This window comes from Vibrio sp. B7, assembly GCF_963888765.1.
In the GTDB taxonomy this organism is placed as follows: domain Bacteria; phylum Pseudomonadota; class Gammaproteobacteria; order Enterobacterales; family Vibrionaceae; genus Vibrio; species Vibrio anguillarum.
Genome location: NZ_CAWPKR010000035.1, coordinates 207,851 through 234,605, shown reverse-complemented (window position 1 = coordinate 234,605; position 26,755 = coordinate 207,851). Strand labels below are relative to the sequence as shown.

Here is a 26,755-nt window from a genome sequence, read left to right as displayed (position 1 = left end):
GAGACACGCTCACCCTTGGTTTGATTGCTTTTTATTTACTCAAAGGTTGCTTTCGCGATACCACGGCGATCAACGACTTTCGATGAAATATCGTAAGTAATGCGGAATTTCGCACCGTCGCTTGTCCAGCCGTCACCCGTTTCCAACCAAGGGTCTTGCTGGCCATCAAGGAAGCCCATGACTACCGAATCAAAGTCTTTCGATGTCAGAGCAATCGCACCATTCACGTCAGTTAAGCGCGCAGTTTCAATCACTTTATTGAACTTCTTATAAGCAGGGTTAAAGCTGTCTGGCTTGCTGGCAGTATTCAATACCGCTTCAAGCATGGATGCGTGATCAGGGTGAGCAATCAAGAACTCACCGCGCAAATCTAGCGCATCGCCGCCGCCGTCTTTCTCACCGCCAAATGGTACGCTGGTCGCAGTAGCAAATACCTTATGCAGTGCCATAATAAGCGCCGCGTAATCATTGGCAGGAATGTTAGCGACAAGGTTTCCCCACTTATCAGCGCTTGGCGCAGCTTGGAATACAGATTTACCGTCGCCCATTTTCCCGCTCAAAATGGAGTTAAACATCAACTTATCTGATAAACGGTAACCCGCTTGCATGAACTTGCGTGGCACCTTAGCAATCAAGCCAATTTCATCATTGATGATCGCTTGGCGGGTAAATTGAATCGCTCGGCCAAAGGTCGCCAATTGAATACGCTCACCGCTGCCTTTTAGCAGTGCGGATTTATACTCACCATCTTCACCAATGGCCATCAAGTCCGGCGCATCATTCACCATTACCAACTCGGTTTCACGAAAATCACTGAGGTTTTCCACGTTTGCCAGTTCACGCCACAATGGCGCACGCACTTTGGTTTCATCGCGCATTACGGTACGAATACTCTCGGTAATGATGTCGCCAAAATCGCCACTGTTAAACGCGCGGTTAACCAGTTCGTTTTTGGTTAAACCCGTACCCGCATTGACGCCCAAGCTAGCACGCGCCATGTTCAGTAATGATTCATGACCAAACGAGTTTTGCTTGTCTAACTCAGCCACACCCGCGCGGGCATTCAGTGCGTTTTGAAGTTCCTCTTTTACGTGATTGCCATTGCCAATGTGTAGATGAGTTGCGGTTAAGTTTGCTTTGGTACCCGAACTGCTATGATCACCCAACGCATTCAGTAACTGTTCACTGGCGGTTTCAATCGTAATGTTCGGGTTGTTGAGAACCTGATTAGTCAATTCATCACTCAGATTTAAGGTTTTGCAAAGGTTACGAAGATTCTCTTTTTCGTTACCCATATTGAGTAAAATTTGGCTGGACGCCTGCTCTACAGAACATTCTGTATCTTCTAACAATTTGTTGGCCAGCTCATCACCTACGTTATGCTTTACACATAAAGCACGAATATCTTGCTGGCGTTTGTTTTCTGCTTTGACTGCGTTTTGCAGTTCTTCAGGTGTTAGTGGTTTCGGCATATCGCTTACCTGTTCGTCTAAATGGTTTTGTAAATGATTAGGGTCGGCGTCTGCCGCCTGTTTGGTCGGTTCTCGTTTGCTACCTTTAACTGATTGCAAATTGAAACCATTGATTAATGAATCAGGTACGTTTTTATAATTCGAAATGTCCTGAATATCGTCTTCGGTAAAGCAGTTGGTTAAATCAACCGGGTCGGTCACTTCATCAACCAAGCCCCACTCAAGGGCTTTTTCAGCGGTGAACCATGTTTCTTTCTTCATTGCTTCTAGGAAGTCTTCCAACGTTTTCTTGCCGTCAGAACGATCAACGTATTGCTGGGAAATTAACTCACGCGAATTTTTCCACTGTTGCAGTGCGGCTTCTAAATCATCCTCTTCGCCCCACGCACCAATTTTCGGGTTGTGGATCATCATCGATGTGTTTGACGGCATTTGGCGAACATCACACGCGCTCAGCACATAAGTACCAATGGAAGCCACAAGCCCATCAACCACACCTGTCGTCTTACCTTTATGAGCTTTCAGTGCGTTATGCACTGCAATACCTTCGTACACACCACCACCACGAGTATGAATATGAACCTTAATATCTTTGGTTCCAATCGTCTGCAAAGCAGCAACAAGATCAATGGCAGCAATGTGATTGCTGCCAATAATGCCGTGAATGTAAAGTTGCGCTGGCTTGTCGTCGGCTTCGTTCGTTAACGTGTACCAGCGTTTATCAGTTGGTTTAGGCATCGAGAACTCCCTCGCCTTTTTCGTTGGTTTTGATTTGATCAACAGGCGCAATGTTATGAGCAGGATCAGCGGTGCTAATTATGCCCATCTCATTAAGCTGCTTGCGTTCCGCTTGAATTTCTTTGCGGGTTGCCAGTGGGTTAATATTGCGTTCACGCTGCGCTTGACTAAGAGAGAACAAACCAAGGCGCGAACCTTTTTCGATTCCGTCCATCTCTTTTTTCGGGTCAATCCACGGCATGACTGGGGCTTGATAAATCGCGTTGTAAACGCTGGAAGCATCAACGCTTGTTGGGATTTTCAATTCACCCTTGAGGATTGCCATTGAAAGCGCATAACGGTACTGCGGGCGTGTCCAATTCAGCACAAACTTACGTTGCAGCACTCGGTAGCGGGCGTAGGAATCAACCAACTCTTGGCGGTTCGATGAATACGCACCATCGTAGTTTCGTGTTACCGAAGAATTGTTTACCCCAACCGCACTACTGACTAACTTTTGCTGACCACTTCGAAACGGTGCGCTCATCGATTCTTTGCGGTTAGATTCCACAATCCCTGCATCTTCACCGGGTGCTAACTCAAACGAGTTACCCATACCAAGGAAGATGTCGCCACCTCGCGAAAAAGCATCGCCATTATCAGCACCAAGCGTAGGATCACGCTTAATGTAGTAAGCAAAGCGTGAGGCGATCTCAGCGCTCACCATTTCAGAGTTATCGTAGCTTTCTAAACGAGAGATGAGATCAAGCACCGAGTGCAGTATCGATATGCCACGGTTTTGATGTAAGCGCCGCGTAAACTTCAAATGACAAATAAACATGGCATCGACTTCGGCAAACTCAAAACCGTTTGAATCCTTTTGGATCAAGTAGCTGATTGCTTGTCCAAGCTTGTTACGCTTAATCCCTTCAATCAAACCACCTTCCAGCTCAGTAATATGGCGCGGCACGAATTGCGGCTCAAATGGCTGAATAGCAAAGGGCGTAGTAGACGGATAACTAATTTCTGGGTGATGGCCCATGTACATCCGGCCAAACACTTCCCCGTCGCGCAGCCAAGTTCGACACGCTAGCCACTCGGTTTCACTGCGGGACGTTTCGTTATCAATATTTTGCGCAAGCGAATGCAGCTCCCACCACTTTGAAATGGCTTGAGCAAATTCAATATGAACCTCACCTTTGTGATCAAGCGGTTGCGGCTCAACCATAATACCGTTGGGCCCAACAACGTTCGCGCACAGCTCATCAAGAATAGCGGTCACAAATGGGTTATTTTCATCACCATCTCGCGCCCTTTCATAAATCGCTTTCGCGCCTTTATTGAGTTCGTTCGCTGAGGACTTTGAAAATTTACGCTTTTGCTTTGTTTTGGGGTCAGTAGGTAACGCAGCGGTGTATTTGTTCAGCAGCGAACGGTCATATAACCGCTTTAAGCCTTTTTCTGGGCTAAATACCGCCACCATCTTATCGAATAGGTTTAACGGATTACTCAAGGTAATTCCTCCTAATCATACTGCGCCTGCCGCCTAGTGCTTCTTGAGCGATCAACCGAGTCAAACGCTCTATCTCAGCGCGTACCGTTGCCAAACTGGCAAGCGTCAGTTTTTCGCCTTCTGCGGTTGTCACTTCTTGCTGCATCAGAATTTTTTGCTCTGCCGCAACGTACCATGCAAGGCGTTCACGGTTAGTGGGTAATGCTGTCATCCGTAAATACCTCTTGAATGGTTGTATCGGCGCTGCTTGCGTTCAAATTCTGGTTTCACGTTGGCATCCACCACGTTCGGGTTAATTTGCCAAGGTGCGGCCCATGCGGGCGGGCTGTTCCAGTCAATGTCGTCGCCACCTAAATAGTGCATACCCGCTTCCGCGTAAGCGCATAAATCTAAGCTTTCGTTTCGGGTGTTTGGCGGGCAAACCCAATTGCCTTTTTCATCAATGTATTCCGCTGTCAGTTCCTCAAACCAATTCCGTTCAGCCCAACCGGGCAAATGAAAATAGCGTGAACCAAATTCAAGGCGCGAATAACTGGCCGTAACACGGTTTTTAAGGCGATTGGTATGCAGTAAAAGCAGCTTGATTTCACCATGTGCGATTTTACTGCGCTTGTCTGGGTGGCTTTCTTTAACTAGGTGATCAATATCTCGGCTTGCACCCTTAACTAAGCGGAACAAATGTGCCAAACCTTGTGATTTAAGCTGGTTATAAAACTGGTAAGCAAAGTCAGTCACTGACGTTTGTTTGCCGTCCTTTTCACCTGCTGAGCCGCCAGAATCACACAGCGTTAAAACAGGCTTCATCACACGGCCAGAACCATCGGCAAGCGAGTAGGTTTTCTTCATCACTTCATCAACCAGCAAATCCCAGTCTTCTGGGTAAACGGCTGGATTAATGCGATCACCATTGCGGTGTTTAGTGGTGAGTATTTCAAAGCGATCAATCACCCAACGCTGTAGGCCAAGGCCATAAACGTGCGCTTGTACAATAAAGCGCGGGTTAGATTTACCGCCTTGAACATCTATCGACATCACAATAAAACGGCCATCATGAGGAACAACGCTGCGCGGATGATCTAATGCACGCTGCATCAGTTCGTGCGCTCCCACTTCTAAAGCGCGAGATTGCAGAATATAAGGACGACCAACATCGACGTTATAAAACGATTTTAATGAATCTTCATCACCGCTTTCGTCATACAGCTTTTGCGCCGTTAAGTAGTTATAAACTAAGTTTTCCCAACTTTGATAAGAGGCCACAACGCCTTCAAACCAAAATGACGCCCATTTAGATTGACGTATTGCTGACTCATCAAAAACTTGTTCACCGTACTGATCGATCTCTCCTTCACGAAACCAGCGCCCGTGTAAATTCAATTCATGTTTTTGTTGCTCGCTAATATCACAACAACAACGAGGACAGCGGCATACCGTGCTCTTGGCTTGCTCTTGATGATCGACCAACGATTCATTCCACTTTAGCGTTTCAAAGAGAGGTTGAAACCACGCCTTACAATCAGGACAAACCCAATAAAACCGACGTCGATCACCTTGGTTATATAACTGAGCTATCCCGCCGCAAGGCTGAGCCTCATGCGCACCGAGCTGTTCTTCTGGAACGGGGTGCCGAACCACTCGACCGGGTGAGCTTTCTGCCATGGCCATACCAGAGCTTTTGGCATTTTGAATGCGCTTTAGTAACAAACGAAATTTGCTACCCTCTTCCCCGACACCATCGTCAGCACGGTCATAATCAGAGATGCCCGCATAACGAAACGTTTCTGCAGATAAGCTTGATTCGGTAGCCGAATCTAAGTTCAGGTTCATGCCATTTAAAAAATGTTTAAACGTCAGCGTATCATCTGACTTTCGCCCAGTTCTTAGCTTCTTGATTTCCGTAGTGGCCGAAAAGCAACGAGATAAATCTTTTTTAGAAATGCTTTCCGCTTTCTTTTTAGTCGAGTAGATCAGCAACATATCGCCGGGAGATTGAGTAACCGCATAGTTCACCCAACCCTCCACCAATGCCTTAGTTTTTCCGCTTCGTGCTGGCCCCATTAACTGCAAGGCTTCATAAATTCGGCGAGCCAAACAGTTCATTGGCTCGCGCATGTACGGCACTTGGCTCGACAAAAACTTAACGGCATCGGTTCCATCTGAAATCCACAAACCGTCGTCTGCCGCTTCGACTGGGGTTTTAGAGGTAGGTCGACACAGATAAGCTAAATCCCGCCGAATTTGCGCAGCATCGGCGAACTCAAGATTTAAACGAGGATCAAAGGTTTTCAAGCTCATCAGAAACGGCCCTTAAATCATAATTAAGCAAGCGCTCAAGGTCTTCCAACTGATACGAGCTCACGCTAGGAATCGCGGTTTCAATCCGTGTGATAACCTTATCTTTAAAGCCCTTTATTGAAGCGATCAACGCACCAATTTCATGTTCGTATTCTGCTCTAGCAATGCTTTCCTGAGCTTCTTGCATGAGCTTTAATTTTTCAGTTTGGGCTTGAATGTAAGCACGCAACTCTGCAGCCGTTTTAAAGCCCATTAAATCCGGCGCATCACTTTGTTTGATAGGGGCTTGGCAGAGGTAAGGCACAACCTGAACCACATCATAAAGTGGTGTTGAACCTTTGTGCGCAGTCGGTTCTATCCCTGCATTTTTCAGCTTTTTACGAATGGTTGAGCGGTGATATCCAAAGACTTCTAACTCTGACAAGTTCCATAAGCGTTTTTCATTGTTCATTTCTTCCTCAAAGTTATAAAAGTTTTCCCGACTCTCCGAGTGGTCACGCCCTTGTCGCCTATGGTTGACGTTGCCATTAATGTAAGGAGTCTCACCTTTGACTTGCTTCTTTTTGATTCTTAACTCGCGCTCACACGTAAGGAGTAAGCGGTAAACCGCTTCGTGGTCATAGCTAACGAATTAAGACAGCGAGAAGCCAACGCGGGGGAAAGGTCACCGCCGTAAGCACTGTGGATAATGGCCTAAACCTTAGGTGCTCGACGACACCAAAAAAGAATGCACGCTTTTGCTCTTGGCGGTGGTGGGTTTACTTGCTTTAAGGCAGCAAGCGGGCCTCTTTAATCAGAATGACTGGCTAACGAGCATTGAGTGCGAATGTAGCCTTGTAAATAATGGATCTGCCTGATGGCTTTTGCGTTCATTTCTCGGAGATCGAGAATATCTTCTGCAACTGCTCGTTCAACTTCGGCGGCTCCTGCATCGCCCACGCTTCTGGCGCTATCGACTTTGGGCACTGGCTCAGGACAACTGGCTTTGATGAACACCCGCTTAGCGCCGTTGCGAACGTCAGCACGAAGAGAGTCAATTTCTTTCTTTGCATTAGCGGCTTCCTCCGCATGTTTAATGCTGAGTTCATTGAAGGATTGGATTTTGGCGATTTGCCTATTGTTTAGCTCAACCAGTGAATCACGCTCTTCCGTTGTCTCATCAAGCTTCGCTTGCACTGCCTTGCGGTTTGCTTTCTCTACTGAATACAAACTGAAAAGTGCGATGATTACGATGGTGATGACGCCAGCGACAATCATTTTCCAGTAAGCTGAAATTGACATACCTCGTCCTCAATCTGTCTGCGAGTGATCAATCCTTTCCACTTCTGACCGCCCGCATACACCCATCGCTTCAGTTCACTGCAAGCGCCTGTTATATCACCAGCGTTCAGTTTTTTAAGCAGCGTTGAGCGAGAGAACGCGCCCACACCAACGTTATAAGTGAAAGAGTAAAGTGCCGCCTTGGTAGGCTTTGGAAGTGCTGGTTTTATCATTGGAAGGATTTGGCGCTCGATCTTCTTTAAGTCTCGCTGTAAGAAGTATTCACACTCTTCTTTTGTGTAAACCTTCCCCTCGATAACATCTGGCCCTGTAGTGCCGTAGCAAACCGTAAGAACACCAACAACATCTCGGTACGGAACATATTCTATTCCTTCAAGCGGTTTTATCATTGACGTGGCAATGGCGATTGCACCGGCACCAGCCGCAATGAGAGAGCGAGTTATATTATTTACCTTGCTCATTGCCAAACTCCGCTTGAAAACGTTTCTTTTGCCAGTAGTTGTTTATCCACGCGGTCAGCAACATACCGCCAAACGCAATAATCACCATCCACGCATCAGCAGATACCCCACCCAAAAAGGCAATAGAAACGTTCCACCAGTTCGACATTGCGCTGGAGATTTTTTCATTCATACGCATATCCACCCCCTGCTGGAGTGTCCTTTTGCTTACTTGATTTAAAATGAAAAGCCCCACAGAACTGTTGAGCTAGATGAGAAATGACAGGCACAAAAAAAGCGCCATAAGGGCGCAATACAGAAGAATAAATGTTAGAAACACAAAAGCCCCACCAAATAGGTGAGGCTCTGCAATGTGGTAATCCTGCGGCATTTAGTGGTGAATGTCAACGCTCACCCGCTAGATGTAGTAAATAAATTTTGTGTTTATTCTGAATCACACTTCATGGACGAAGTGTCAAACTTGTTTTTGGACAATTCTGTGTTATAAATCTCGCGAGTTACGCAAAAAAGGGGGGGAGCTATTGCTCCCCTTAAATACCTTGGATGTTATACCCTAAATGGCACAGTGTAGCATTCCACCATATCCTGACCTCGAAGCTTGTAGGTCGCTAACTTCTCACGTATCGCATCGACATTATTGATTTCGTTATTTGTTGAGATAGCTTCAAAGAAGCTAAGAGCATTTTGACGAAGCTCCTGCAGCTTTTGCTCATTGATAATACGAATAGTCGGCTTAGGTGAAGATGCGTATTCAAACGTCACAGAAGGATGAATCATTATCGGTGTGTGCTGACTCGTAAAATCATACTGGGTTTCAAACCAAGTAGAGGAACCATTTAGCTGGTTACAATAGCTTTTATTTATTGTGTCAGAGGTAGCTTCATTTTTACACTCAATAACCAAATATTGTTGGTTGCCAATAGACCAAAGGTTGTCTGGTCCCTTGTTATACGCAAGTTCTGGCCTTTGACTATTGAACCCCAACATTTTTGCCAAATCATTCATTGCAGCTTCAAACTTGTTTGCTGACTTAGGTTTGAAAAATAAGTCGTCGATTATGGCATTTGCAGTAATGATCATCTTGTTTTTTACCAAGAACTTACTATTCAAGTAGCTTGAGCATTGCTCAGCCTGCTCTTGCGTTAAGTTGTTGATTTTAGAATAGTTAAGTCCAGACAGTGGCTTTAAAAGCCTCTGGTTATAGATATTTGCATTTAGCAATATCAATTGGGCCTGAGTTTCATCGTTGATATTCGTATATTCAGCTAATACTTGCTTTAGATATCCTTTTAAAGCGTTATCGTCACAAGCATTCGCTGTAGCTTCAATGATGCGACATGCATTATTTACATCACCACGAATAGCCGACAAATAAGCATCATAAAGTGAAAGCTTAATTGGTTTACTATCGGCTCGTTCATCATAAGTCAATTGGGCGAGTTGACCTTTGCTAAACCCAACCCATTGTTGATTTTGAAGTAAACAATAGTCCATCAACTGCTCTAACTCTGAAGCAGGTTTATCTGTAACTTGTGCAGTAACGCTTTCTGATATATTCATTTGCGCACGTGTAGCTGGTGAAAAGTTTTCAATAGCGTTATCTGTATAGATAGTGCTTGTTAGCCCCTTTCCTGTAAGTAGAACTACGCAATAGTCATCGCTTGAACGAACACCCCGTCCCATGCCTTGCTCAATCCGTTGGATTTTCTCAACATTATCATAGTTGCTCGACATCAACGAAGATTGCTTCACTCGATCGATCAAGTTTCTAGCATCGGGTAATCCATCGATAACTAGGAGCCTACATGCTGTTTGAGGTAAATCAATACCATCATAACGATTATTCAACACGACTAAACCAACATGTTGAGTTTTCAAACGAGCAACTCCTTCACTAATATTACTTGAGTTTAATGTGAGATCGGATACGTTCTCCCACTGCTGAGCTCGATATGTAGATGGAGTGATAACTACAACATTATGTTTTTTAGACACGCTTTTACATAGCTGTTGGATATCTTCGTCTGTTATTTTTGGGTTAATAACCTGAGGTAGTAAGATCATACGATCACCGACATCTCCAGCACTATCGGGAGTTATCGGGTTAGATAGTTCATTAGGGTTCACACCAAAATGGCTAGAAAGGATACTGTCGTCTGCAAGTGTTGCAGTCATAAATATTTTTCGTGTTGCTTGCCCCAGTGCAGGTATTACAGAAATGGGGATAAAATGAGGGGAGATCTCTACTTTACTTGCACTAAACACACAGTTTGCTAACTGTAAGTGACTCTTAAGTAACGGGTATGAGAACTCGATAATACGGTCACTCTTGTGTTTCACAAGTGTTTGTGTCACCACTGCTTGTTGTTTTTGCCAACTCCAGAACGGCACCTGTAAGAAAGCACTTGTATCACCACTTAAGATCTCATGGTATTTGGCATAACTCTGCTTTTCCAATACGCTGTCAAAAGTAGAGCGCAGTTCGTTATATAGAGGAGAGGTGCTGGGAACTTCCATTGTAAACTGTTGATCTACAGTGTCTAAACACGCATGAGCATCGTCAATGATAATGCTTCCAATAGGCACTTTGATGCCCTCATCACCCACACCAAAAACAGACCGACCATTAACAAGCTTATGAATATTAATAACAAGTATGCTATTAGATGATAAGTACCGATGATCATGTGGGTTTTTAGTAGTATTAATACCGAGTTCTTTGGCTTCCAATATCACTTGATCTACAAGGTAGTTATCAGGTACCACGTAAACAGCAGGTCCTTTCCTTTCATTTAAGCAACTTTTTAACACGAGTAAACCTACTGACGTTTTACCACCACCAGTATTCATCTTGATCACTAAGTTTTTTGTATCCCTTCTTTCATACCATTTCGCCCAAACTTGACTTTGGACATCACGCGGATACTGAAACTTCCCGCTAACCTTAGGAAGAGCCTGAAAAATCTCACGAGGATTGAAAGAACTATCAACAGGGTTGGTTCCACCAAGCTGACTAAAATCAAGCATTTGCTATCCTTATTATGTTTAATTGTTTAGTCAACTATATGTGTGTATGTGCATCCGTACAACGACCTATTTCACAATAGCTCCAATTGATATGAGATCTAAATAGATTACGACAAAAAAGTTTTTCTAAAGCTACCTGACTAGATGCACTACCCCTGAGAGTCGTAACTAACTTTGAGGCAAAACTGAACTATGCATAGTCGCAGCTGATTGTTGAACAATGACAACACGTAATACAGCCCTCACTGACTCTTTTCATCTACGAATTGCTGGCAAAGTTCCGACGAAATAGCATATGTCCGGCTTGAGTAACGGCTTGATAGTGTCCTTAGTTCAGAGCATTCCACATAGTTTTCGAGATTAGAATGAATTTTGCTATACGTGATAACAGTAAATAACGGTGAAATTACTAAGACAAAAATGATGATCACTTTGTTAATTTCACCGATTGGAAGTGATAGGTTAAACTCATCTTTGACTGAGTAAACAATGAGATAAATGCTAGCGATAACACCGCTAAACCCAGCCCATATATTTAAAACCCCAGAGACCTCAACACTTGAAGGGAGCAAACCAAAGGCTTGGTTTAAGTTCCCTGAAGTTATCCACCAACATAGCCATGTGACCAACAAGCACAGCACAATTCTTATATAGTTCATTGAGAATTGCTTTTTATGTACATCAAATGGATGCCTGTAGGGGTTATCTCGGTTAAGTCGCGGCTATAAACGTAACCGTACCTGTCCAATAAATCGAGAGAGTGATAAGTCCAGCCTGCTGCAAAGGCAACGCCTGCTAATGCAAAATAAATACACACTTTATTTGCCAACTGCATTGCTTTAGGCGAATACACTTCATTTATTTTTTTTCCTAAAAACAAAGCCTTAGGCGACATAAAAAGCATACTCAACAGTACACCTAAAACACCAACAGGAACCCATAATGTAATAACAGACAATCGAACGGTAGGTGCTTGATTCAAAATAGCGAAGTAATCTTCTAGCAAAAAGTCACAAATCCATAACCAACCCATTATGACAATGGTAAGTAGAGCAACACCCACAACTCGAATTTTATTACTCAAGAGCACTTTCTAACCCTCCTACAACTTTATCTGCAATCTTGTACTCTGACCAAACAGCTTCAATGGCAATATACGCAAACACGACCAGAATTGCTCCTGACATGATCGAAACACCATAAAAAGCAGCCGCAAACAGCGCGGCCTCACCAGCCCCAAATTGTACCAAAGCCTTAAACATGTCAGAGCCCACATGACCGAACCAATCCACTAGGTGATAATCATCTTTGAATACTAAGTCACTGGTCGCAATACTGGCAGATACAACAAACGTTAATACGCCAGCCCCTTTAAAATTCGCAGCCCTTGATTTAGGACTAAACCCAGCTTGCACCGATTTGAACGAGTTGAGTGGGTATTTCTTACCATTCATATTGATACGAGTACCGTTAACAAAAGCGTGCTTGAGTGCTTTCCCGTTCTTATCTGTTCCAGAGAACGCAACAAAGGTCTTGCCTTTACTTTCTACCAAATCGGCTTTTATACCCATGTCTCCAAACTGTTTAGCAATAGAGCGAGCATTAAACATTGGCTCGGTATGGTTAAACCATGATTTAGCCGTGTTGATGCTGGCGGCTAAGGCAGCTACATCACGACCAGATTCAAGCCAAACGTTATGCAGTACCTTATGCGCATCCTCTAAATCCGTGATCAACACATGCTGATGATTCTTCGCCATTTCCTCTTCTAATGAACACTGCAAACCAATTGAGTCAGCCAGCCTTTCTGATACCTGAGCTTTCGTTATGCCATAGTAATCAGCAATGCTCACACCCGCTGGGTAAGAGACAGACTGCGATTGCGCTGCTTGTGACGCTAGAACCTGTTCACTGACATAAGACTGGCTCTGTGGTGCTTGAGAGGTCGCGGGTAAAGCCGCAACCTTAACCTGTTCACTGCGGCCGTTTAATGATGACTTTCGCCATATTCCACGAGCTTGACCATAAGCCTTTAGATCTTCTTTTTTCATTTACATTCCAAAGCGTAAATATTGACAGTGACAATATTTACTAAAAAATTAGAGGTTGAGCCTCACCAATATAGTGAAAGCGGGTATTCTACCAACTTGCTAACGATATGAAACCGATAACATTTCCCTCAACATCACACTTCCATGGATAAGTAGAAAACAAGACTGGATGGTTATAGCCCTCAGAGCTAGTGTCGTGACATAGTTATTTTCATGGTAATTCAGCATGTTAAACATTGCACCAGAAGCAAAAACACTCGTACAAACTATCGTGACCTATTCGCGCTATGGCGTGGTTGAACCTCATATTATCGCTCGGCTACATCCAGAACACAGTGAACACCACATTGCGTTTGTATTAGAACAGCTCGCGCAGCAACCCTTCCCCGATTTGCAGCAACTCACTAAAACAACTAGAAATACTGTATATAAACACAGTTAAGTTATGATAGACTCTTGAGGTGTTTTGATGCCTTGAGTACCTGAGACCCAACAATGTTGGAGAGGAAGCAGCAAAACGCCGCCAGCTATATGTTTAAACCGCTATAGCTGGCGGCTACCTATCGCTATTTGTATTCAAGGCTCTTGTTAACAGGAGATAAGAATGCACAAACACACCCTGCACGATGGTCGTGCTACATTAGTCAACGCAGATTGCTTACCGTACCTTAAAACCTTGGCGGATAACTCCGTTGATCTCATTCTAACCGATCCCCCTTATTTCCAAGTTAAACGCAATGCTTGGGATAACCAATGGCCTGACGTTCAATCTTTCCTCGCTTGGCTTGATGAAGTCATTCTTGAATTCTGGCGTGTGTTAAAACCCTCGGGTAGCCTTTACCTGTTCTGTGGATCTAAACTGGCAAGTGATACAGAAATACTGATCCGCAATCGCTTTGAGGTTTTTAACCATATCATTTGGGCTAAGCCTTCGGGCCCATGGCGGCGCATGCACAAACCAGATTTACGCATGTTCTTTCCCGCGACTGAACGCATTATTTTTGCCGGGCATTATAACGCTGAGGGATATGCAAAAGGCTGTTCTGGCTACACCACTCAATGCTCTCAATTAAAAAAACAGGTCTTCAAACCTCTGATTGATTACTTTATGGATGCGCGTAAACAGCTTGGCGTAACCGCAAAAGAAATCAACGAGGCGACAAGCACACAAATGTGCTCCCACTGGTTTAGTGAAAGCCAATGGGCCTTACCAAATGAAGATCAATATCTGAAATTACAGAGGCTTTTTGATAAAAAACGAGGGGAACTGGTTAAATCGCATCATGAATTAGTCGGTGAATACAATGATCTGAATTCACAGTACCAAACGCTTGTTCGTGAATTTGACGGCTTAAAAGCGGAATATGAGCATTTGCGCCGCCCCTTTAGTGTCACCAGTGACGTTCCTTATACAGACGTTTGGCAATTTGCACCGGTGCAATATTATCCGGGCAAACACCCATGCGAAAAACCCCAAGCATTACTTGAACATGTTCTGTTATCCAGTAGCCGTGAGAACGATGTGGTGCTTGATGCTTTCATGGGAAGCGGCTCAACAGGTAAGGCTTGTTTAGCATTGAATCGGCGTTTTATCGGCATTGAAATGGAAGAAGAAACCTTCGACCTCACGTTGAATTCCATGAGAGAGGGTTAAGCTAACCTATCAGAAAAAAGGAAAGGCGCGAAAGCGCCTTTATCCAGAATAAGAAACGCACAAAAGGCGTTTTGTTTACAGCAGCAAATGAAGGTGTTACTTGTTATTTGTCTCAAAATTAACGGAAAAATACTCAAAAAAAAGCGAGAGATAACAAACTTGCGAGCCACTACTTATTATCTAATACTTTTCTAAGCCATTTTCTCGCGTTCAATTCGCTCCATCAGCGCCAGCATAGCCGCATTACGCTTGGCGCAAAGCCATTTAGTGATCGGCTCAAGCACTTCGTGATAGCGCTTAAACATGCTGTAAGTGCAAGCAAACTCACCAGAACACATCGCAGCAAAGCGCTGTTCATAATTCCATTCAATGCGTCCATTATTGCAGTGGCTACAAACTCGTTTATGACGGCATTCACTTAAATAAAAACCCGAACCACCGCAGGATGGGCACACTTGGCCTAGTGGGTTCGTCGACTCTTCAATAGCAGTTCGAACCAATGCTACAAAAGCCTTTTCACATTTCTGGCCACGCCACTTTTGTGTTTGGTTGATCACCTCAAGCATAACCGCTTTTTCAAGCATGTTACGTGAGTGGTGATTATTCTGCATTTCAACAAATAAGATCAAAAAGCCTATGGGTGACTCTTTCCATGTAACGCCAACCATCGCCAACTGCTCTTCTAACGAGAATAAGCCTTTCCCACCACCATTGTGCATTTGTTCGTAATTCAGCCCCTTTAAATCAAATTTCGCTAATAACGTTTCAGGTCGCATTTATGCTACCTCCTGTAACGGATAGATAAAGTTATGTCCCATTGCCTTTGCTACTCCTCTCATGAAAGGAATTTTCGGTGTGTAGTGCATGTGGTGCGGTGTCCAAAGCACAAAAGCCGACGGGAAATTAACACCGCGCTTTTTTGTTTGGCCATCAATATCAAAAAAGTTATAGCGACCATCCGGTTCATAAATGGCGGTGGCTTTACCATCGACCAATTCACGCCACCAAGTGGTTGCAGGCTCATAGGGTAATAGCATCATCCCACTTAGCCCTGCTTTGGCTTCTTGATAAGCCTTTTTGATGAACAACTGCTTTAGGTCAAACGGTGGGTTACACCAAAAATCATTTTCCCAACGCAGCTCAAGTGAATCAAAACCAACTATTTTCGCGTTCGGGTTAAAGTCGTTAGCGGTAAAACCGATACCACGTTGAAAGTAATTACCTGCGCGTTGCTCTAACCATTCCAGCGAAGTAATGAAACGATCCACTTTGGCCGTTGCAGGCTCTGCGCACACATCCAGTTTGAACTTACGCCCGAACAGCGCCTGCCCATCGCCAAAACATTCCCACGTTGTACCCCAACGGTTTTTGTCTTCAGCGGGTGACGTTGAATGAACTAAAATAGCCATTATGCGCCCCCTACTTTGTTGCGTGACTTAGCTCTAAAGCTTTCCCATGCAAATGAAACCCACTCTCCACCGTCATCGAGCAAGCGTTCTACCACTCGCTCACTAAGTAGGCTTTGCAGTTCTTCATACCCAAGGTTGGTGAGAATGCCGGTTGGTAAGTCGTTCGCCCAACGCGCATCGATGATCGTACTCAGCATGATGTTTTCGTGATCGTTCTTGCGCTGCACTCCAACTTCATCAAGCACCAATAAATCGACTTTGCTTAGCACTTCAATAAACTTCGCTTCCGTCATCACACTGCTTGAATTGTACTTATCACGAATTTTCAGCATCAAATCAGACACAGAGATCACCATCACTGATTTGCCACGTGCGAGTAGGTTATTACCAATGGCCGACGCAAGGTGATTCTTGCCCGTTCCCGTCGTACCGGAATACACAAAGCTGCGGTTGTGTGGGGCTTTCAGGAAATCCACCAACCACGTGTTGGCGTGGTTAAACGCTATTCGCTGGCCTTGAGTTTCGGTAATGTAATTATCCAAACGGCACTTGGCGTGTTTTTTACCAATACCACTACGGCCAAGTGCGCTTTGCACTTTGGCAACTTGGTATTGCTGGAAGATCTTACGGCTGGTTTCCTCTTCCTCGCGCTTGCGAATTTCATCCATTTGGGCGCGGCTGTACGGCTGAATATGCGCTGGAATACGTGCTTGAAGATGTTGTAATGATGTCATAGTTACCCCCTGCTTTCCGGTAGTTGGTACTTAGAAATATCCATGCCTTCACGGTAGCTTTCACCGACTTGGGCCGTCGTTGAGGTATTACTCATACCCGCTCTAGCCGCACCCCAAACACCCTCTTTCAGCTCAAACAACCCACTCCAATCGTTATCAATGGATTGATCAACGATGATCTTTTGAGCCTCAGCAACGCCTTTCGATAAGTTGAGCAACTTGGTTATCGCAGCTTGCTCACTACGCTGCGACTTGTAAGGTTTCTTAAGAACTTTCTTGCGATACTCCAACCAAGCCGTCCACGCCGTTTGATTAAGTTCGCTAGGCCAATCCCTTTCAAGAATGAAACTCAAAGCCGTTTTGCGCTTAGGCGCATCACTCTTTTCTGAAGTAGTCTCTGGTAGTCTCTGTGTATTCTCTGTATTAGCTTGCAGGTTTTCCGCAGCCATGCTTGCAGGATTACCGCACGCCTGTTTGCAGGAATCCTGCAAACTAGTTTGCTGTAAACATGCAATCAAGTTTGCAGCATTGATACGGTAATGAAGTCGGCAAGGTACGCCGACTTTTTTCTCCTCCAAAATGCCTAAATTACGCAGTTTTTTACGTGCGGTTTCTAGCTCTGTTCGCGTCATGCCGGTTTCATCTTTCCACTCTTCAGCAGACTTATAAAACCAACCATCGGTATTATTGGTTCTTTTGCTCCAGTAGAGCGATTGGCTAAGCAGCAAAGCCCCCGTCACTCCAATACCAAGCCTCACAAAAGAGCGATGAAACGCCACAGGGCGATCTAAAAATTCAATCATACTGCCGCCCTAGCCGCTTGCATTCTGTGGAAAATAGCCGCTGCTTCATCACGAGAAACGACGCGTTTACCTTCGGCTGTGGCATACATCCAGAAACGGATACCACTGATAAAAACGATATAAAGACTCATTGCACAAAGTTCTCTTATTCGGTGGTTGAAATGCATCGAGGTGGTCAGCCTTTTTGCGCGATTAAAGTTTCAATGTATTTGAGCAAGGGTTCATGAGAACCGGCACTCTCTTGGATCTCTTTGTAAGCGTCTCGAAGTTGGTCACGTGTGGCATGTTCTTTTAGCAACAGAACCGAGCGAAAAGCCTCTGACGATTCTTTACTAAAATTCGCCAACAATTGATCTCGGTTCACCATGCTATCGCATGAGCCAATGGCCGCGACTGAATAGCCCAATGGGTTTAAAAATTGATTAAGTGCCGCTGTTGCTCTTGCTTTTGGCATAGCTGAGATAATGGCAGGAAGTAAGTCCATCACATTCGCCTTGGCTTCAATGCTGGTTCGGCTCATATAACGGAATAAGTTTTGCGTATTATTCAGGTTGTTTGCTGCCGATGGCACTTTAAGAATGTGCTCTCGCTGGCAGTCTTCCTCTTCATAGATTTTCATCTTGTGGTAACAACGGGAGATAAATTCCGCGATCTGCTCTTTAGTGGCATCACTTCGCCAAGCGACAACAGCGTTATGCATAACGCTTTTCAAACTAGGTTGCATGCATATTCCTTACTGGTTGTTTATCCAGAATGTTGGTGATCAGGTCAGCTTCATAAACTCTGCTAATCTAGACTTAAAGCTTGTTGGAGATTTGAACGCTGTAGGCGTTAGCACTTCATAACTCAAGTTAGTCAGTTCATGTGCTTGCTGCGTGCGTCCGTTTTTTGCAGGAAACTCACCAGATTTCTCCCATTTGCGGACTGCTTGAGAACTAACACCAAACAAATCTCCCATTGCTTGATAACTACCTTGGAAATGTTTTTTTAGCACTTTACTCACTATATTTGGTTCCATTTAAGCCCCTTAACTTAACCAAAAGTTAATCAATTAAACATCAACTGATAGTTAGGTGTCAACTAAGTTAAGATAACCTATGGTTAATTTGATAGAAGATAGTCTATGGATCGGCAGCAACTTTTTACTGACAGGCTAAACAAAGCATGTGATTTGGCGGGAATCCCCAGACGCGGGCGTGCAACTTATTTGCAATCACGTTTACCTTTTAAGATATCCTTAGTTGGTGTTCGTAAATGGTTAGTTGGTGAATCGATGCCTAATACTAAAAAGCTTGCCGACATTGCAAACCTACTAGGCACAACTGTAGAAAGCCTCTTAGATAGTAACGATATTGAAATGCTTGACCCTGAAGGAAATAGGTCTTCCGCTGGTCGGGTTTTAAATCTTCAGATTCCAAATGCTCAGTATTTAGACTCTCAAAATTTAAAAGTAATTCCCATTCTAAGCCAAGTACAGGCTGGTAATTGGCAAACGGTAGTCATCGACCAAGATACTGAATTTGAATGGCAAACAGTATCCGCAAATACATCTAACAAAGCTTTTGCGATGAGAGTAACGGGGAACTCAATGACCAACCCTCATGGATCTCCATCTATCCCCTCAGGCTCTATTGTCGTTGTTGAACCATGTAGTTGTCCCGACAATGGAAAGATTGTGGTGGCAACACTGAATGATGCTCCGGAAGCTACGATTAAGAAGCTAGAAATCGATGGCCCTCAGAAATTTTTAGTACCACTAAACCCCAAATACGATCCTATCCCTATCAATGGCAATTGCCGTATTGTTGGTTATGTAAAACAAGTAATTATGGATTTGTAACACCTCAAAGCTCCCTTCCATTTTTAGATAGCTCGCATATGCGGGCTATTTTTTTATCAAAAAAATAACCGCTAGTTATTGACATGCAACTTAACCATAAGTTAGATTAACCATAAGTTAAGTTGATAAGGTGACAAAATGAAACAACTAACAACAGCAACTCTTACTAAAGCACTCGAAGGCTTTAAAGCCATTCAGCTACATAAAACGAGCTTTGAGCAGTTCCTGGCGAACACGCCTAAGTCGGACCCGTTCTACGATGACCTAAAACAACTCATCCAGCTTAGTGACCAATGTGAAAAGCTAGAAATAAACGTTGGTGATGAGAGCCTGAAGATCATCAACCAATTCAACGCTCTTTCTGACCAATTGAGCAACAAACTGAACGCCATCAGCTAACTAGAACTTTGTGCAATGAGACTTGAGGAAAAATGAATGGAGGAAATGTAGAAAACCCCCGTCGGTGACCAAACCAACAGGGGCTAACTTTGTGCAATGAGACTTAACGCCTCGCAATCAGTATATAACTGGCTGACCACCAATTTCAAGTACTTAGGCTGATTGCTGGGTTTCACCCAAAAAAGGAAAGTGCAATGAGTACTGTGAATACACGCAACTCTTATGAAGATTTTATTCATAAAAACGTAAAACACATTTTACTTGGCGAAGGGTATGGACCTTCTGAAGTCATGCGAGCCTCAGACCTCGCAGTGAGTACTTACCGAACCACAGCATCATTTGGAGGTTCACGCGGAGGTAAATGCTTTGACTACTGCTTATCTCGTGCTCGGCAATTACTGTCACCAGTAAAAAAACAGGCGGCTAAAGCAAGGAGTAAGGCGAAAAAATGAGTACTGAACGCCAGAAGAAGCTTGCGGCCGTACGTGCCAAGCGCTTAAGAGACAAGCGCAAGGCCAACGGTAACAATGACATTCGACTTACGTTATCACCAAGCGAATTGAATAAGCTCGATACCATTTGCCAGTTTTTTGCTTATCCAACTGAGCCCTATGCTCAAATTGAAGCCTTACAATCGCTCATTCACCGTGTACATGCGGAGATTCCAGCGATTGAAAAAGAATTGGGCTGCTGTGGTAAGTGTGGTGAACAACTCCCACAAGGTTGCGCCAAGCTACGTGAAGGCGGGCTGTTTATGGGTGATGCCATGTGTTGGCACACAATCAACCGGGTACGCTTGATACCACAACACAAGGGGATAGCTTATGACTAGTTTTATCGTTTACGCCGTAATTTGTGTCGTGTTTTATGTTTGTTATATGAATAAACCAGCTAAAAAAGGAAATTGAAATGGCCACTCAACAATTTACAACAACTACCATCCCACGCATGTTCATCAGCGATAAAGAAGTTCGCGAACTGTTAGACATTAGCCAACCTACCCTTTGGCGCTGGACGCAAGATCTAGGCTTCCCAAAAAGTGTGAAAGGCATGAAAGGAAAACGCCCATACAAAGAGTTCATTGCATGGGCAGAAGAAAGAGGAATGGTTTGATAATAGGCAATTAGATGGCGTAACGTAAAAATTACGCCATTTGATCGTCACAATTATTGTTAACCAGTGATAGAATGCGTGCTGAATTTTTTCGGAGAAATCAATGCCTGTAACGCCATCTCCCCTACGCTATCCCGGGGGTAAAACAGCCATAGCACCAATGGTTGAAACAATATTATGCAGTAATGGGTTAAAAAAAGCTCATTATGCAGAACCCTATGCGGGAGGCGCAGGTTTAGCTCTATCTCTACTTTACAAGGGAGCGGTTTCGCATATCCATTTAAACGACTATGATCGTTCAGTTTGGGCTGTATGGTACTCAATACTTAACCATACCGAAGATTTTGTAGAATTGATTAACTCCACCGAAATAACAATAGAAGAGTGGCATCACCAACGTTCGGTTCAAGAAAACAAAAATAAAACCGACCCCTTAACCTTAGGTTTCTCCTCATTTTTTTTAAATAGAACAAACCGTTCAGGAATAATTGAAAAAGCAGGAGTGATTGGGGGCCTTCAGCAAAAGAGCAAATACCCGTTATCTTGTCGTTTTAACAAAAATAACCTTATAGAAAAAATAAGGAAAATTGCTTCGTTTAAAGAAAATATACACCTTTATAATTTAGATGCTTTAGATTTTATAGATGAAATTGAAGCTCTTGACGAAAAGATTTTTTATTTTATTGACCCACCTTACTTTGTAAAAGGCCAAAGTTTATACACTAATTTCTATGAACCATCCGATCATAAAGATTTAGCAGATAGAATTCGATCTATTAATGGAAAATGGATTCTAACTTATGATTATTCTGATTTTATTCGATCTTTATATTCAGACTTTCGTCAATTTAGATTTAGCCTGAACTATAGTGCGGCTGAAAAAAGGAAAGGAACGGAGCTACTTGTTGTAAATAAAGGTTTAAAATTAATAAAAAAATTGGAATTAGAAAAAGCGGCTTGATGCCGCTATTTCCTACACATTTAGCCCTTTCCTTGTTAAGATTTCGAGAACTTTACCTCCGGGCACAAGACTAATTGACGCGTGTCTATGTGCTAAAGCGATGGGAACAATAGCATCGTCATATAGTTCAAGTTCGAAATGAGATATCACTTTCATCGCTTTACCCAGATTATTATAATAATGTTCTAATCTAACTTTCTCATTTGAAAATGAGGATTTAGATTTTGTAGCACCTTCACTCTTATTAGCAAATGGGTAAGGTAGACCAAAAACAAAAACTTTTCCTGACTCTGTTTTGTAAATAAAATCCTGTCCATAGTATGTTTCATTTCCAAAATTTTCAGACTTTTCAGCTCTCGCGGCTATATGTTTGTGTCGGTAATCATCATCTATAACTCTGAAAGTACCATTTTCAATATATCGACCTAGAGCTTTAGCATGCTCAACTGCCGCACCAGTTTTCTGAACGCCAAGAATCAAAGGAGCGTCAAGATTTTTCGCCCGCATGTATTCATTGACTTTATTATATAGCTTCATCAATCGAGCATGGCTTTTGGCTGGTTGACCAAAGATCGCTAGTGGCCCGTCAATAATGAAGGCCATTTGAGATAATAATTCTGGATTATGCTTACCTAGCATTCGAATAAAAGATGCAATGATGAGGTGTTCAACAACATTCATAAATCGAGTCATCGCTGAACCATTTTCGCCATGGTCAGATATTTGTTCATGTATACGAAGTGTGTCCGTAACAAATACATCTTCACTACAACTATTGCAAGTTTGGACCTCTTCATTTGGTTTAAATACAAATTTTTGTGAAGCCTTACAGGCTGGGCACTTATCTAATTCAACTTCATTATCATCAATAGCCAGTAATGTACCTACAACATTATAAGTTTTATCATTTGTAAAACTTGTTCTAATATCAGAAAGTTGCTCATATACTGCTCTTCGAAATCCGTCCTGGACTGTTGTCGAACCTTTATACTTTATGTTGCTTCCCGGCAATGTAAAAGATATTGGGTCACCATTACGATGTAGCTGGGCTATGCGGAATGGATCAACATAATTGGAGTTGACTGGTTTCAAACCATCATAGCTAGATACATCAATAATAACTAAGCTATTTTTTACATATCCAATTTGTGTACTTGGGAAAAGTCCATTAACGGGTTCTGAATAAGGGCTAGCATCCGATGCTACAACATGCAGTGGCATCCATTCCGATCCATTCTCAAGCCTAGCGAAATCAGCGACAATTTTTTTCGCTTCTTCTTCACTTGGTGCGGTAATAAGATCGCAATTATCTAAGAAATTTTGAACATCTGGGTTTTTAATAATATCATTATGCCCACCCTTAGCTGCAGTCTGATTGTTATAAGGCATTTTTTTCACCTTTTAACTTTAAATATATTGGTTTTAATTCGCTTGGTGTAAAACGATGTATTTGAGTAGGAACAACAAATGGAGAAGATAAAGTTTTTATTCTTGCAAAACCGACATCTTGGGCTGTTTTAAGTGACATGTGGAAATCCTTAAAGTCATAGAATTTGCCTAAAGATCTTAGCTCATCTTCATTGTTTAAATGTGTCACAAACCAGTTTTCTGTATTTGCTAATATATTGGGATGTATTGAAGAAGGCTCTTGTGTCGCATAAACAAAGGCGATTTTTGCTTTGGCACCTTCTTTAGCAATTCTTGGCCAAACGCCAATAAGATCATCTTTCTTCCCTATTAGGTTATGTGCTTCTTCAACATATATAACGATATTTGTATTCTGTTCACCTGAATGGAACTTATGCATTGAACGCTTTAAAATAGTTGAAGCAATTCTCAAAGACATAGCCTTTCGTACTGTTTCCGTACCTACTGAAAGATCAAGAATCACTATTTTTCCTTGAGCAAGAAAATCATAAATTTCGTTTTCTACTTCTCCCTTTCGAACTGGAGAATGATACTGAGCAATAGGACCAAGGTAGCTTTTGACTCTGATAGGCATATCAGACTCATTTTTACCAACGATCAAATTTGTTACGGCCTTTAGATTATCATCTAGCCAATCATCAGAATGAGTTGAGCTTCTTAAAGCCGCATACAGACCTGCTGGGTATTTTTCACCTTTAATTTTGTTCTGTTTTTTTGCATCTTCATAAGCTTTTCTTATTTCTTTATCGGCTTCTCTAGCATCTTTAAAAAACTTAACAGCCTCAGATAAGCTGACTCCCTGATCATACTTAGGAAAAAAGGAGTTAGCTTTAATTTTTAGCTCCTCTTGTGTGGGTTTATGGCCTAAGGACTCTGCTAATTCAGAAACATCTTGAGGATATACGTGCTCAAGTATCTGTCTTTTCACTTGAGCTGATACTGAGAATTTCACTTTATGATCAGTAGGTACTTCAAATCCTCTTACCGATAAGAGCGCTTTAAATGCTGCAGTATTACGTTCATGACGACTAATTTCACTTTGATCCGCATCATCAGGTAATTCATCCAATGAAAATGATGATATGAGTATTTTCATATCATTCGCACTGATGTTTTCATCCTTGAGGATATCTTGAATTATATTCAAACCAATATCTGGTCGTTCATAAAAGTTATTTCTTAAATCTTTAAAATCGCCTTTGGTTTCAATACCACGATACCTAATTACCGCATCGCTAAATACATCAGCAATACTACTACCATCATCCTGCTGGTTAGCATTGGCGTATTCACCATTTATATCAAAGATTATTTGTCCAACTGGGGTAGAGTCTTTAGCCGCCGACATCGCAACTGCTGAAACTGTCGTCTTTAAAGTATTTGATTTACCAGTACGTGTCATACCTAGAATGGCTGTTCTTCTGGCCAAAAAATCTGTCGGTTGAATGTTGACTGGAACCAAAGTTTCATCTTCACTACGATGCAACCGCGCAGTGGATGTATAACGCACAGTACCGATTTCTATTGGTGATGGCATCGTTTGGAAGCCCGACTTGATTGCCTCTTCTAATGCTTTTTTTTGTACTTCTTCGTTAACATGGTTAACAATCTTCCCTAAAGCATCCCCCCTTGGTTTGAACACACGTAACCGGCAGGAAGACATATAGTTTTCTATATCGCTTCCAAGACGAAGATGCCCATTATCTATGAAAAATGTCCCTAATACACGACACGTTAGTCCACCAGCTTGTAGCTCTGAATGAGTTAGAACATCTAATCCATCTAACACATCTGTCGAATACATTTCATCTACAGTTCTTCTCTGGTGATGTTCAATTCTTGTTTTAATAAAATCACTCTCAAAAGGTAAACTAGACGGTCCGAGAACTCTTAATAATATAACTTCACGATCCCAGTCAGAATTCGTTGAAATGCTTTTAGGATTGATCGATGTTGCTACAAGAAAACTATTGTGTGGTATACCTGAAACTTTCTCTTTAAATGCGTCATTGGTAAGAATCAACGCTTCTGAAAAATTCATGGAATAGATATAGCCAACAAAGTTATCGTCTGGATTATCACCGAGTAGCTGTACTAGCTTGTCATTCTGTCCTAGCAAATTAGTTATATTTTTCATCATTAATTGTCTCTGTTATTGATTTCTGACGTCTGCCAACTTTATCTAAGGAATTAATTTCTCTGCCCAAAGCTGATAATAAAGTTCTTGTTCATTCAAGTAATCGTAATCAAGATAATGGCTCTGCACGCCTTTGTGAACTTTATGTCCTAGCATAGTCTCCGCCACATGGAATGGAACACCTATCGCTTCCCACATGTTACGAGCCGTTCTTCGCATATCATGGTTTGTTGTTCGTGGAAAACCTGCCGCTTCTATCGCGTCAGCTAACTTGTTCCCAAACTCCACTGGTATGTTTGGTGACATTGGCCTGTCTTCCCCTTTATTCACAGGTGGAAACATAATCTCGAACTCTGGCCATATCGCGAATTGATTGTGGATGACCTCTACCGCTAATGGTGGAATTGCGCGGCGAATCGCACCACCCTGCTTTTTGCGGATTTTGTTGTTCTCTTCTGGAACTGTCCAAACCAAGTTATCTAAGTCAAAGTCTTGCTTCTTTGCCAAGCGTAGCTCGTTGCTTCGGTTGGCAAATATCATCATTAGGCGTAGAAAGTTTTTGTTGCTTTCATGTACGGCAATATCATCAATCGCTTTCCAAAGCGCTTTCACCCCGGCTTCATTCTGCTTGCCTTTTTTAGTGTCTGTTTGCACACCCACGTCGGCTTTTTTTACTTCAGACAAAACATTGTATTTCAGTAAGCCATGACGAACCGCATACGATAGCACTTGTTTAAATCGAGCCATGAGGTTTGCAGAATGCTTTGCGCTGACACGCTGCTTTGCTTTTTTAAATATCGGCATGAAATCAGCCAATTCTAGATGCTTGGCTTGATGCTGCCCAAGGTAAGGGCTGATATCTGTCTTGAACATCTTCTGCAGCGCTTCCCACTGCTTTACGTTGTCTTTGCCGTGGTTTTCTACCCAGTAGTCAATTAAGTCGTCTATGGTGCTTGGGAGGGCTTTTTCTGAAAGGTTAACGCCAATGCGAGGATCAACACCCAACATAACGAGTTCGGCTTTCTTATCGCGTTCACGCAATGCGTCACGCATTTTCATTGCCGGGTATTCACCAAGCTTCATTTTGATCGGTTTGCTTAGGTAAATCACCCGGTAGATCCAAGTGATTTTTCCCTTAGGGCTAACGCGCACGCCTAAACCGTCACGGTGAGTGACTTCGGGTTTCCCCTTATAGGGTTTCCCTTGGGTGGCTCTAAGCCAAGCGTCTGTGATTGCCATTCGTTTGTACCAAAAGTATTTGGTACAAATTTGGTACAAACCCACAATGAATGCAAGTGAAACCTGTTCAGTATGAGTGATCTAACGTTGAATTATAGAAATGATATAAAGAAAGCTAAGTGTTTGGATGTTATGGATTAATTAGATGGTCATGAATGGGTGTCGAAAGGAGGGGATTTGTTCGATTATGCTGTCTTGTAACATACCAAGCAACACGTGTT

The 26,755-nt window shown here is 42.9% G+C and carries 29 protein-coding genes; 8 read left to right on the top strand and 21 right to left on the bottom strand.

Annotation, left to right across the window (positions count from 1 at the left end):
• Positions 1 to 35: 35 nt before the first annotated feature.
• The 11 genes from AACV32_RS12070 to AACV32_RS12020 form a co-directional block, all read right to left on the bottom strand.
• On the bottom strand, positions 36 to 2,210 hold the full coding sequence (locus tag AACV32_RS12070) for a head maturation protease, ClpP-related (protein ID WP_170895100.1): 2,175 nt from the start codon (positions 2,208 to 2,210) through the stop codon (positions 36 to 38).
• Entirely contained in the window at positions 2,203 to 3,702 is a 1,500-nt protein-coding gene (locus AACV32_RS12065; protein ID WP_170895101.1) for a phage portal protein, read from the bottom strand. Before AACV32_RS12065 ends, AACV32_RS12070 begins: the two co-directional genes overlap by 8 nt.
• Positions 3,695 to 3,913: a hypothetical protein gene (locus AACV32_RS12060; RefSeq protein WP_064626791.1), complete on the bottom strand. Its 219-nt coding sequence runs from the start codon at positions 3,911 to 3,913 to the stop codon at positions 3,695 to 3,697. The genes AACV32_RS12065 and AACV32_RS12060 overlap by 8 nt, the downstream gene beginning before the upstream one ends.
• The gene (locus tag AACV32_RS12055; RefSeq protein ID WP_170895102.1) at positions 3,910 to 5,997 is read right to left on the bottom strand and encodes a terminase gpA endonuclease subunit; all 2,088 of its coding nucleotides are present in this window, start codon (positions 5,995 to 5,997) and stop codon (positions 3,910 to 3,912) included. The genes AACV32_RS12060 and AACV32_RS12055 overlap by 4 nt, the downstream gene beginning before the upstream one ends.
• Complete coding sequence (locus AACV32_RS12050) at positions 5,978 to 6,448, bottom strand: DUF1441 family protein (RefSeq protein ID WP_017042799.1); 471 nt, start codon at positions 6,446 to 6,448, stop codon at positions 5,978 to 5,980. Before AACV32_RS12050 ends, AACV32_RS12055 begins: the two co-directional genes overlap by 20 nt.
• 338 nt (positions 6,449 to 6,786) lie before the next feature.
• Positions 6,787 to 7,278: a lysis protein gene (locus tag AACV32_RS12045; protein WP_064626787.1), complete on the bottom strand. Its 492-nt coding sequence runs from the start codon at positions 7,276 to 7,278 to the stop codon at positions 6,787 to 6,789.
• Positions 7,251 to 7,739: a lysozyme gene (locus AACV32_RS12040; protein ID WP_064626785.1), complete on the bottom strand. Its 489-nt coding sequence runs from the start codon at positions 7,737 to 7,739 to the stop codon at positions 7,251 to 7,253. The genes AACV32_RS12045 and AACV32_RS12040 overlap by 28 nt, the downstream gene beginning before the upstream one ends.
• Positions 7,723 to 7,911 carry a hypothetical protein gene (locus tag AACV32_RS12035; protein WP_232473143.1) on the bottom strand — a complete coding sequence of 63 codons (189 nt, stop codon included), beginning with the start codon at positions 7,909 to 7,911 and terminating at the stop codon, positions 7,723 to 7,725. The genes AACV32_RS12040 and AACV32_RS12035 overlap by 17 nt, the downstream gene beginning before the upstream one ends.
• A gap of 374 nt (positions 7,912 to 8,285) precedes the next feature.
• On the bottom strand, positions 8,286 to 10,766 hold the full coding sequence (locus AACV32_RS12030; protein WP_064626762.1) for a DEAD/DEAH box helicase family protein: 2,481 nt from the start codon (positions 10,764 to 10,766) through the stop codon (positions 8,286 to 8,288).
• A gap of 655 nt (positions 10,767 to 11,421) precedes the next feature.
• Positions 11,422 to 11,856 (bottom strand): hypothetical protein, encoded by a 435-nt coding sequence (locus AACV32_RS12025; protein ID WP_017050076.1) that lies wholly within the window; start codon positions 11,854 to 11,856, stop codon positions 11,422 to 11,424.
• Complete coding sequence (locus tag AACV32_RS12020; protein ID WP_170895103.1) at positions 11,843 to 12,817, bottom strand: hypothetical protein; 975 nt, start codon at positions 12,815 to 12,817, stop codon at positions 11,843 to 11,845. Before AACV32_RS12020 ends, AACV32_RS12025 begins: the two co-directional genes overlap by 14 nt.
• A gap of 226 nt (positions 12,818 to 13,043) precedes the next feature.
• On the opposite strand from AACV32_RS12020, the gene AACV32_RS12015 reads away from it, so the two are divergent.
• Complete coding sequence (locus AACV32_RS12015) at positions 13,044 to 13,259, top strand: hypothetical protein (RefSeq protein ID WP_170895104.1); 216 nt, start codon at positions 13,044 to 13,046, stop codon at positions 13,257 to 13,259.
• 162 nt (positions 13,260 to 13,421) lie between these two features.
• Entirely contained in the window at positions 13,422 to 14,471 is a 1,050-nt protein-coding gene (locus AACV32_RS12010) for a DNA-methyltransferase (protein WP_170895105.1), read from the top strand.
• Positions 14,472 to 14,662: 191 nt separating this feature from the next.
• On the opposite strand, the gene AACV32_RS12005 is transcribed toward AACV32_RS12010, so the two are convergent.
• The 7 genes from AACV32_RS12005 to AACV32_RS11975 are packed head-to-tail and all read right to left on the bottom strand — an operon-like array spanning position 14,663 to position 18,435.
• The gene (locus tag AACV32_RS12005; RefSeq protein ID WP_088729460.1) at positions 14,663 to 15,247 is read right to left on the bottom strand and encodes a hypothetical protein; all 585 of its coding nucleotides are present in this window, start codon (positions 15,245 to 15,247) and stop codon (positions 14,663 to 14,665) included.
• Complete coding sequence (locus AACV32_RS12000) at positions 15,248 to 15,880, bottom strand: DNA N-6-adenine-methyltransferase (protein ID WP_170895106.1); 633 nt, start codon at positions 15,878 to 15,880, stop codon at positions 15,248 to 15,250.
• Positions 15,880 to 16,614 (bottom strand): ATP-binding protein, encoded by a 735-nt coding sequence (locus AACV32_RS11995; protein WP_170895107.1) that lies wholly within the window; start codon positions 16,612 to 16,614, stop codon positions 15,880 to 15,882. Before AACV32_RS11995 ends, AACV32_RS12000 begins: the two co-directional genes overlap by 1 nt.
• A gap of 2 nt (positions 16,615 to 16,616) precedes the next feature.
• Positions 16,617 to 17,417: a hypothetical protein gene (locus AACV32_RS11990; protein ID WP_170895108.1), complete on the bottom strand. Its 801-nt coding sequence runs from the start codon at positions 17,415 to 17,417 to the stop codon at positions 16,617 to 16,619.
• Positions 17,414 to 17,548 carry a hypothetical protein gene (locus AACV32_RS11985; RefSeq protein ID WP_017042101.1) on the bottom strand — a complete coding sequence of 45 codons (135 nt, stop codon included), beginning with the start codon at positions 17,546 to 17,548 and terminating at the stop codon, positions 17,414 to 17,416. Before AACV32_RS11985 ends, AACV32_RS11990 begins: the two co-directional genes overlap by 4 nt.
• Positions 17,549 to 17,592: 44 nt before the next feature.
• Entirely contained in the window at positions 17,593 to 18,141 is a 549-nt protein-coding gene (locus AACV32_RS11980; protein ID WP_170895109.1) for a toxin YdaT family protein, read from the bottom strand.
• Positions 18,142 to 18,180: 39 nt separating this feature from the next.
• A complete protein-coding gene (locus AACV32_RS11975; RefSeq protein WP_017042099.1) occupies positions 18,181 to 18,435 on the bottom strand; it encodes a hypothetical protein in 255 nt (84 codons plus the stop codon).
• 105 nt (positions 18,436 to 18,540) lie between these two features.
• Between AACV32_RS11975 and AACV32_RS11970 the strand changes: the two genes are divergently transcribed.
• The 6 genes from AACV32_RS11970 (at position 18,541) to AACV32_RS11945 (ending at position 21,730) form a co-directional block, all read left to right on the top strand.
• Positions 18,541 to 19,257, top strand: coding sequence for a S24 family peptidase (locus tag AACV32_RS11970; RefSeq protein ID WP_170895110.1), 717 nt, complete (start codon positions 18,541 to 18,543; stop codon positions 19,255 to 19,257).
• 138 nt (positions 19,258 to 19,395) lie between these two features.
• Positions 19,396 to 19,656: a hypothetical protein gene (locus AACV32_RS11965; RefSeq protein WP_170895111.1), complete on the top strand. Its 261-nt coding sequence runs from the start codon at positions 19,396 to 19,398 to the stop codon at positions 19,654 to 19,656.
• Positions 19,657 to 19,850: 194 nt separating this feature from the next.
• The gene (locus tag AACV32_RS11960; protein ID WP_170895112.1) at positions 19,851 to 20,108 is read left to right on the top strand and encodes a hypothetical protein; all 258 of its coding nucleotides are present in this window, start codon (positions 19,851 to 19,853) and stop codon (positions 20,106 to 20,108) included.
• Entirely contained in the window at positions 20,105 to 20,488 is a 384-nt protein-coding gene (locus AACV32_RS11955) for a hypothetical protein (protein ID WP_170895113.1), read from the top strand. The genes AACV32_RS11960 and AACV32_RS11955 overlap by 4 nt, the downstream gene beginning before the upstream one ends.
• Positions 20,489 to 20,565: 77 nt before the next feature.
• On the top strand, positions 20,566 to 20,769 hold the full coding sequence (locus AACV32_RS11950) for a helix-turn-helix transcriptional regulator (RefSeq protein ID WP_017042942.1): 204 nt from the start codon (positions 20,566 to 20,568) through the stop codon (positions 20,767 to 20,769).
• 103 nt (positions 20,770 to 20,872) lie between these two features.
• Complete coding sequence (locus AACV32_RS11945) at positions 20,873 to 21,730, top strand: DNA adenine methylase (protein ID WP_170895114.1); 858 nt, start codon at positions 20,873 to 20,875, stop codon at positions 21,728 to 21,730.
• A gap of 12 nt (positions 21,731 to 21,742) precedes the next feature.
• On the opposite strand, the gene AACV32_RS11940 is transcribed toward AACV32_RS11945, so the two are convergent.
• From AACV32_RS11940 to AACV32_RS11930, 3 genes are read right to left on the bottom strand one after another with little or no spacing between them, the layout of a single operon-like run.
• On the bottom strand, positions 21,743 to 23,119 hold the full coding sequence (locus tag AACV32_RS11940) for a DNA double-strand break repair nuclease NurA (RefSeq protein ID WP_170895115.1): 1,377 nt from the start codon (positions 23,117 to 23,119) through the stop codon (positions 21,743 to 21,745).
• Positions 23,109 to 25,298, bottom strand: a complete 2,190-nt coding sequence (locus AACV32_RS11935; RefSeq protein WP_249339487.1) for a helicase HerA domain-containing protein — start codon at positions 25,296 to 25,298, stop codon at positions 23,109 to 23,111. Before AACV32_RS11935 ends, AACV32_RS11940 begins: the two co-directional genes overlap by 11 nt.
• 42 nt (positions 25,299 to 25,340) lie before the next feature.
• Positions 25,341 to 26,534: a tyrosine-type recombinase/integrase gene (locus tag AACV32_RS11930; protein ID WP_170895116.1), complete on the bottom strand. Its 1,194-nt coding sequence runs from the start codon at positions 26,532 to 26,534 to the stop codon at positions 25,341 to 25,343.
• Between the last annotated feature and the right edge of the window lie 221 nt (positions 26,535 to 26,755).

Bases quoted from the DNA above. Each gene is read 5' to 3' on its own strand.
- AACV32_RS12070 (WP_170895100.1), bottom strand. From the start codon at position 2,210: ATGCCTAAACCAACTGATAAACGCTGGTACACGTTAACGAACGAAGCC.
- AACV32_RS12060 (WP_064626791.1), bottom strand. From the start codon at position 3,913: ATGACAGCATTACCCACTAACCGTGAACGCCTTGCATGGTACGTTGCG.
- AACV32_RS12055 (WP_170895102.1), bottom strand. From the start codon at position 5,997: ATGAGCTTGAAAACCTTTGATCCTCGTTTAAATCTTGAGTTCGCCGAT.
- AACV32_RS12050 (WP_017042799.1), bottom strand. From the start codon at position 6,448: ATGAACAATGAAAAACGCTTATGGAACTTGTCAGAGTTAGAAGTCTTT.
- AACV32_RS12045 (WP_064626787.1), bottom strand. From the start codon at position 7,278: ATGTCAATTTCAGCTTACTGGAAAATGATTGTCGCTGGCGTCATCACC.
- AACV32_RS12040 (WP_064626785.1), bottom strand. From the start codon at position 7,739: ATGAGCAAGGTAAATAATATAACTCGCTCTCTCATTGCGGCTGGTGCC.
- AACV32_RS12035 (WP_232473143.1), bottom strand. From the start codon at position 7,911: ATGAATGAAAAAATCTCCAGCGCAATGTCGAACTGGTGGAACGTTTCT.
- AACV32_RS12030 (WP_064626762.1), bottom strand. From the start codon at position 10,766: ATGCTTGATTTTAGTCAGCTTGGTGGAACCAACCCTGTTGATAGTTCT.
- AACV32_RS12020 (WP_170895103.1), bottom strand. From the start codon at position 12,817: ATGAAAAAAGAAGATCTAAAGGCTTATGGTCAAGCTCGTGGAATATGG.
- AACV32_RS12015 (WP_170895104.1), top strand. From the start codon at position 13,044: ATGTTAAACATTGCACCAGAAGCAAAAACACTCGTACAAACTATCGTG.
- AACV32_RS12010 (WP_170895105.1), top strand. From the start codon at position 13,422: ATGCACAAACACACCCTGCACGATGGTCGTGCTACATTAGTCAACGCA.
- AACV32_RS12005 (WP_088729460.1), bottom strand. From the start codon at position 15,247: ATGCGACCTGAAACGTTATTAGCGAAATTTGATTTAAAGGGGCTGAAT.
- AACV32_RS12000 (WP_170895106.1), bottom strand. From the start codon at position 15,880: ATGGCTATTTTAGTTCATTCAACGTCACCCGCTGAAGACAAAAACCGT.
- AACV32_RS11995 (WP_170895107.1), bottom strand. From the start codon at position 16,614: ATGACATCATTACAACATCTTCAAGCACGTATTCCAGCGCATATTCAG.
- AACV32_RS11990 (WP_170895108.1), bottom strand. From the start codon at position 17,417: ATGATTGAATTTTTAGATCGCCCTGTGGCGTTTCATCGCTCTTTTGTG.
- AACV32_RS11985 (WP_017042101.1), bottom strand. From the start codon at position 17,548: ATGAGTCTTTATATCGTTTTTATCAGTGGTATCCGTTTCTGGATGTAT.
- AACV32_RS11980 (WP_170895109.1), bottom strand. From the start codon at position 18,141: ATGCAACCTAGTTTGAAAAGCGTTATGCATAACGCTGTTGTCGCTTGG.
- AACV32_RS11975 (WP_017042099.1), bottom strand. From the start codon at position 18,435: ATGGAACCAAATATAGTGAGTAAAGTGCTAAAAAAACATTTCCAAGGT.
- AACV32_RS11970 (WP_170895110.1), top strand. From the start codon at position 18,541: ATGGATCGGCAGCAACTTTTTACTGACAGGCTAAACAAAGCATGTGAT.
- AACV32_RS11965 (WP_170895111.1), top strand. From the start codon at position 19,396: ATGAAACAACTAACAACAGCAACTCTTACTAAAGCACTCGAAGGCTTT.
- AACV32_RS11960 (WP_170895112.1), top strand. From the start codon at position 19,851: ATGAGTACTGTGAATACACGCAACTCTTATGAAGATTTTATTCATAAA.
- AACV32_RS11955 (WP_170895113.1), top strand. From the start codon at position 20,105: ATGAGTACTGAACGCCAGAAGAAGCTTGCGGCCGTACGTGCCAAGCGC.
- AACV32_RS11950 (WP_017042942.1), top strand. From the start codon at position 20,566: ATGGCCACTCAACAATTTACAACAACTACCATCCCACGCATGTTCATC.
- AACV32_RS11945 (WP_170895114.1), top strand. From the start codon at position 20,873: ATGCCTGTAACGCCATCTCCCCTACGCTATCCCGGGGGTAAAACAGCC.
- AACV32_RS11940 (WP_170895115.1), bottom strand. From the start codon at position 23,119: ATGCCTTATAACAATCAGACTGCAGCTAAGGGTGGGCATAATGATATT.
- AACV32_RS11935 (WP_249339487.1), bottom strand. From the start codon at position 25,298: ATGATGAAAAATATAACTAATTTGCTAGGACAGAATGACAAGCTAGTA.
- AACV32_RS11930 (WP_170895116.1), bottom strand. From the start codon at position 26,534: ATGGCAATCACAGACGCTTGGCTTAGAGCCACCCAAGGGAAACCCTAT.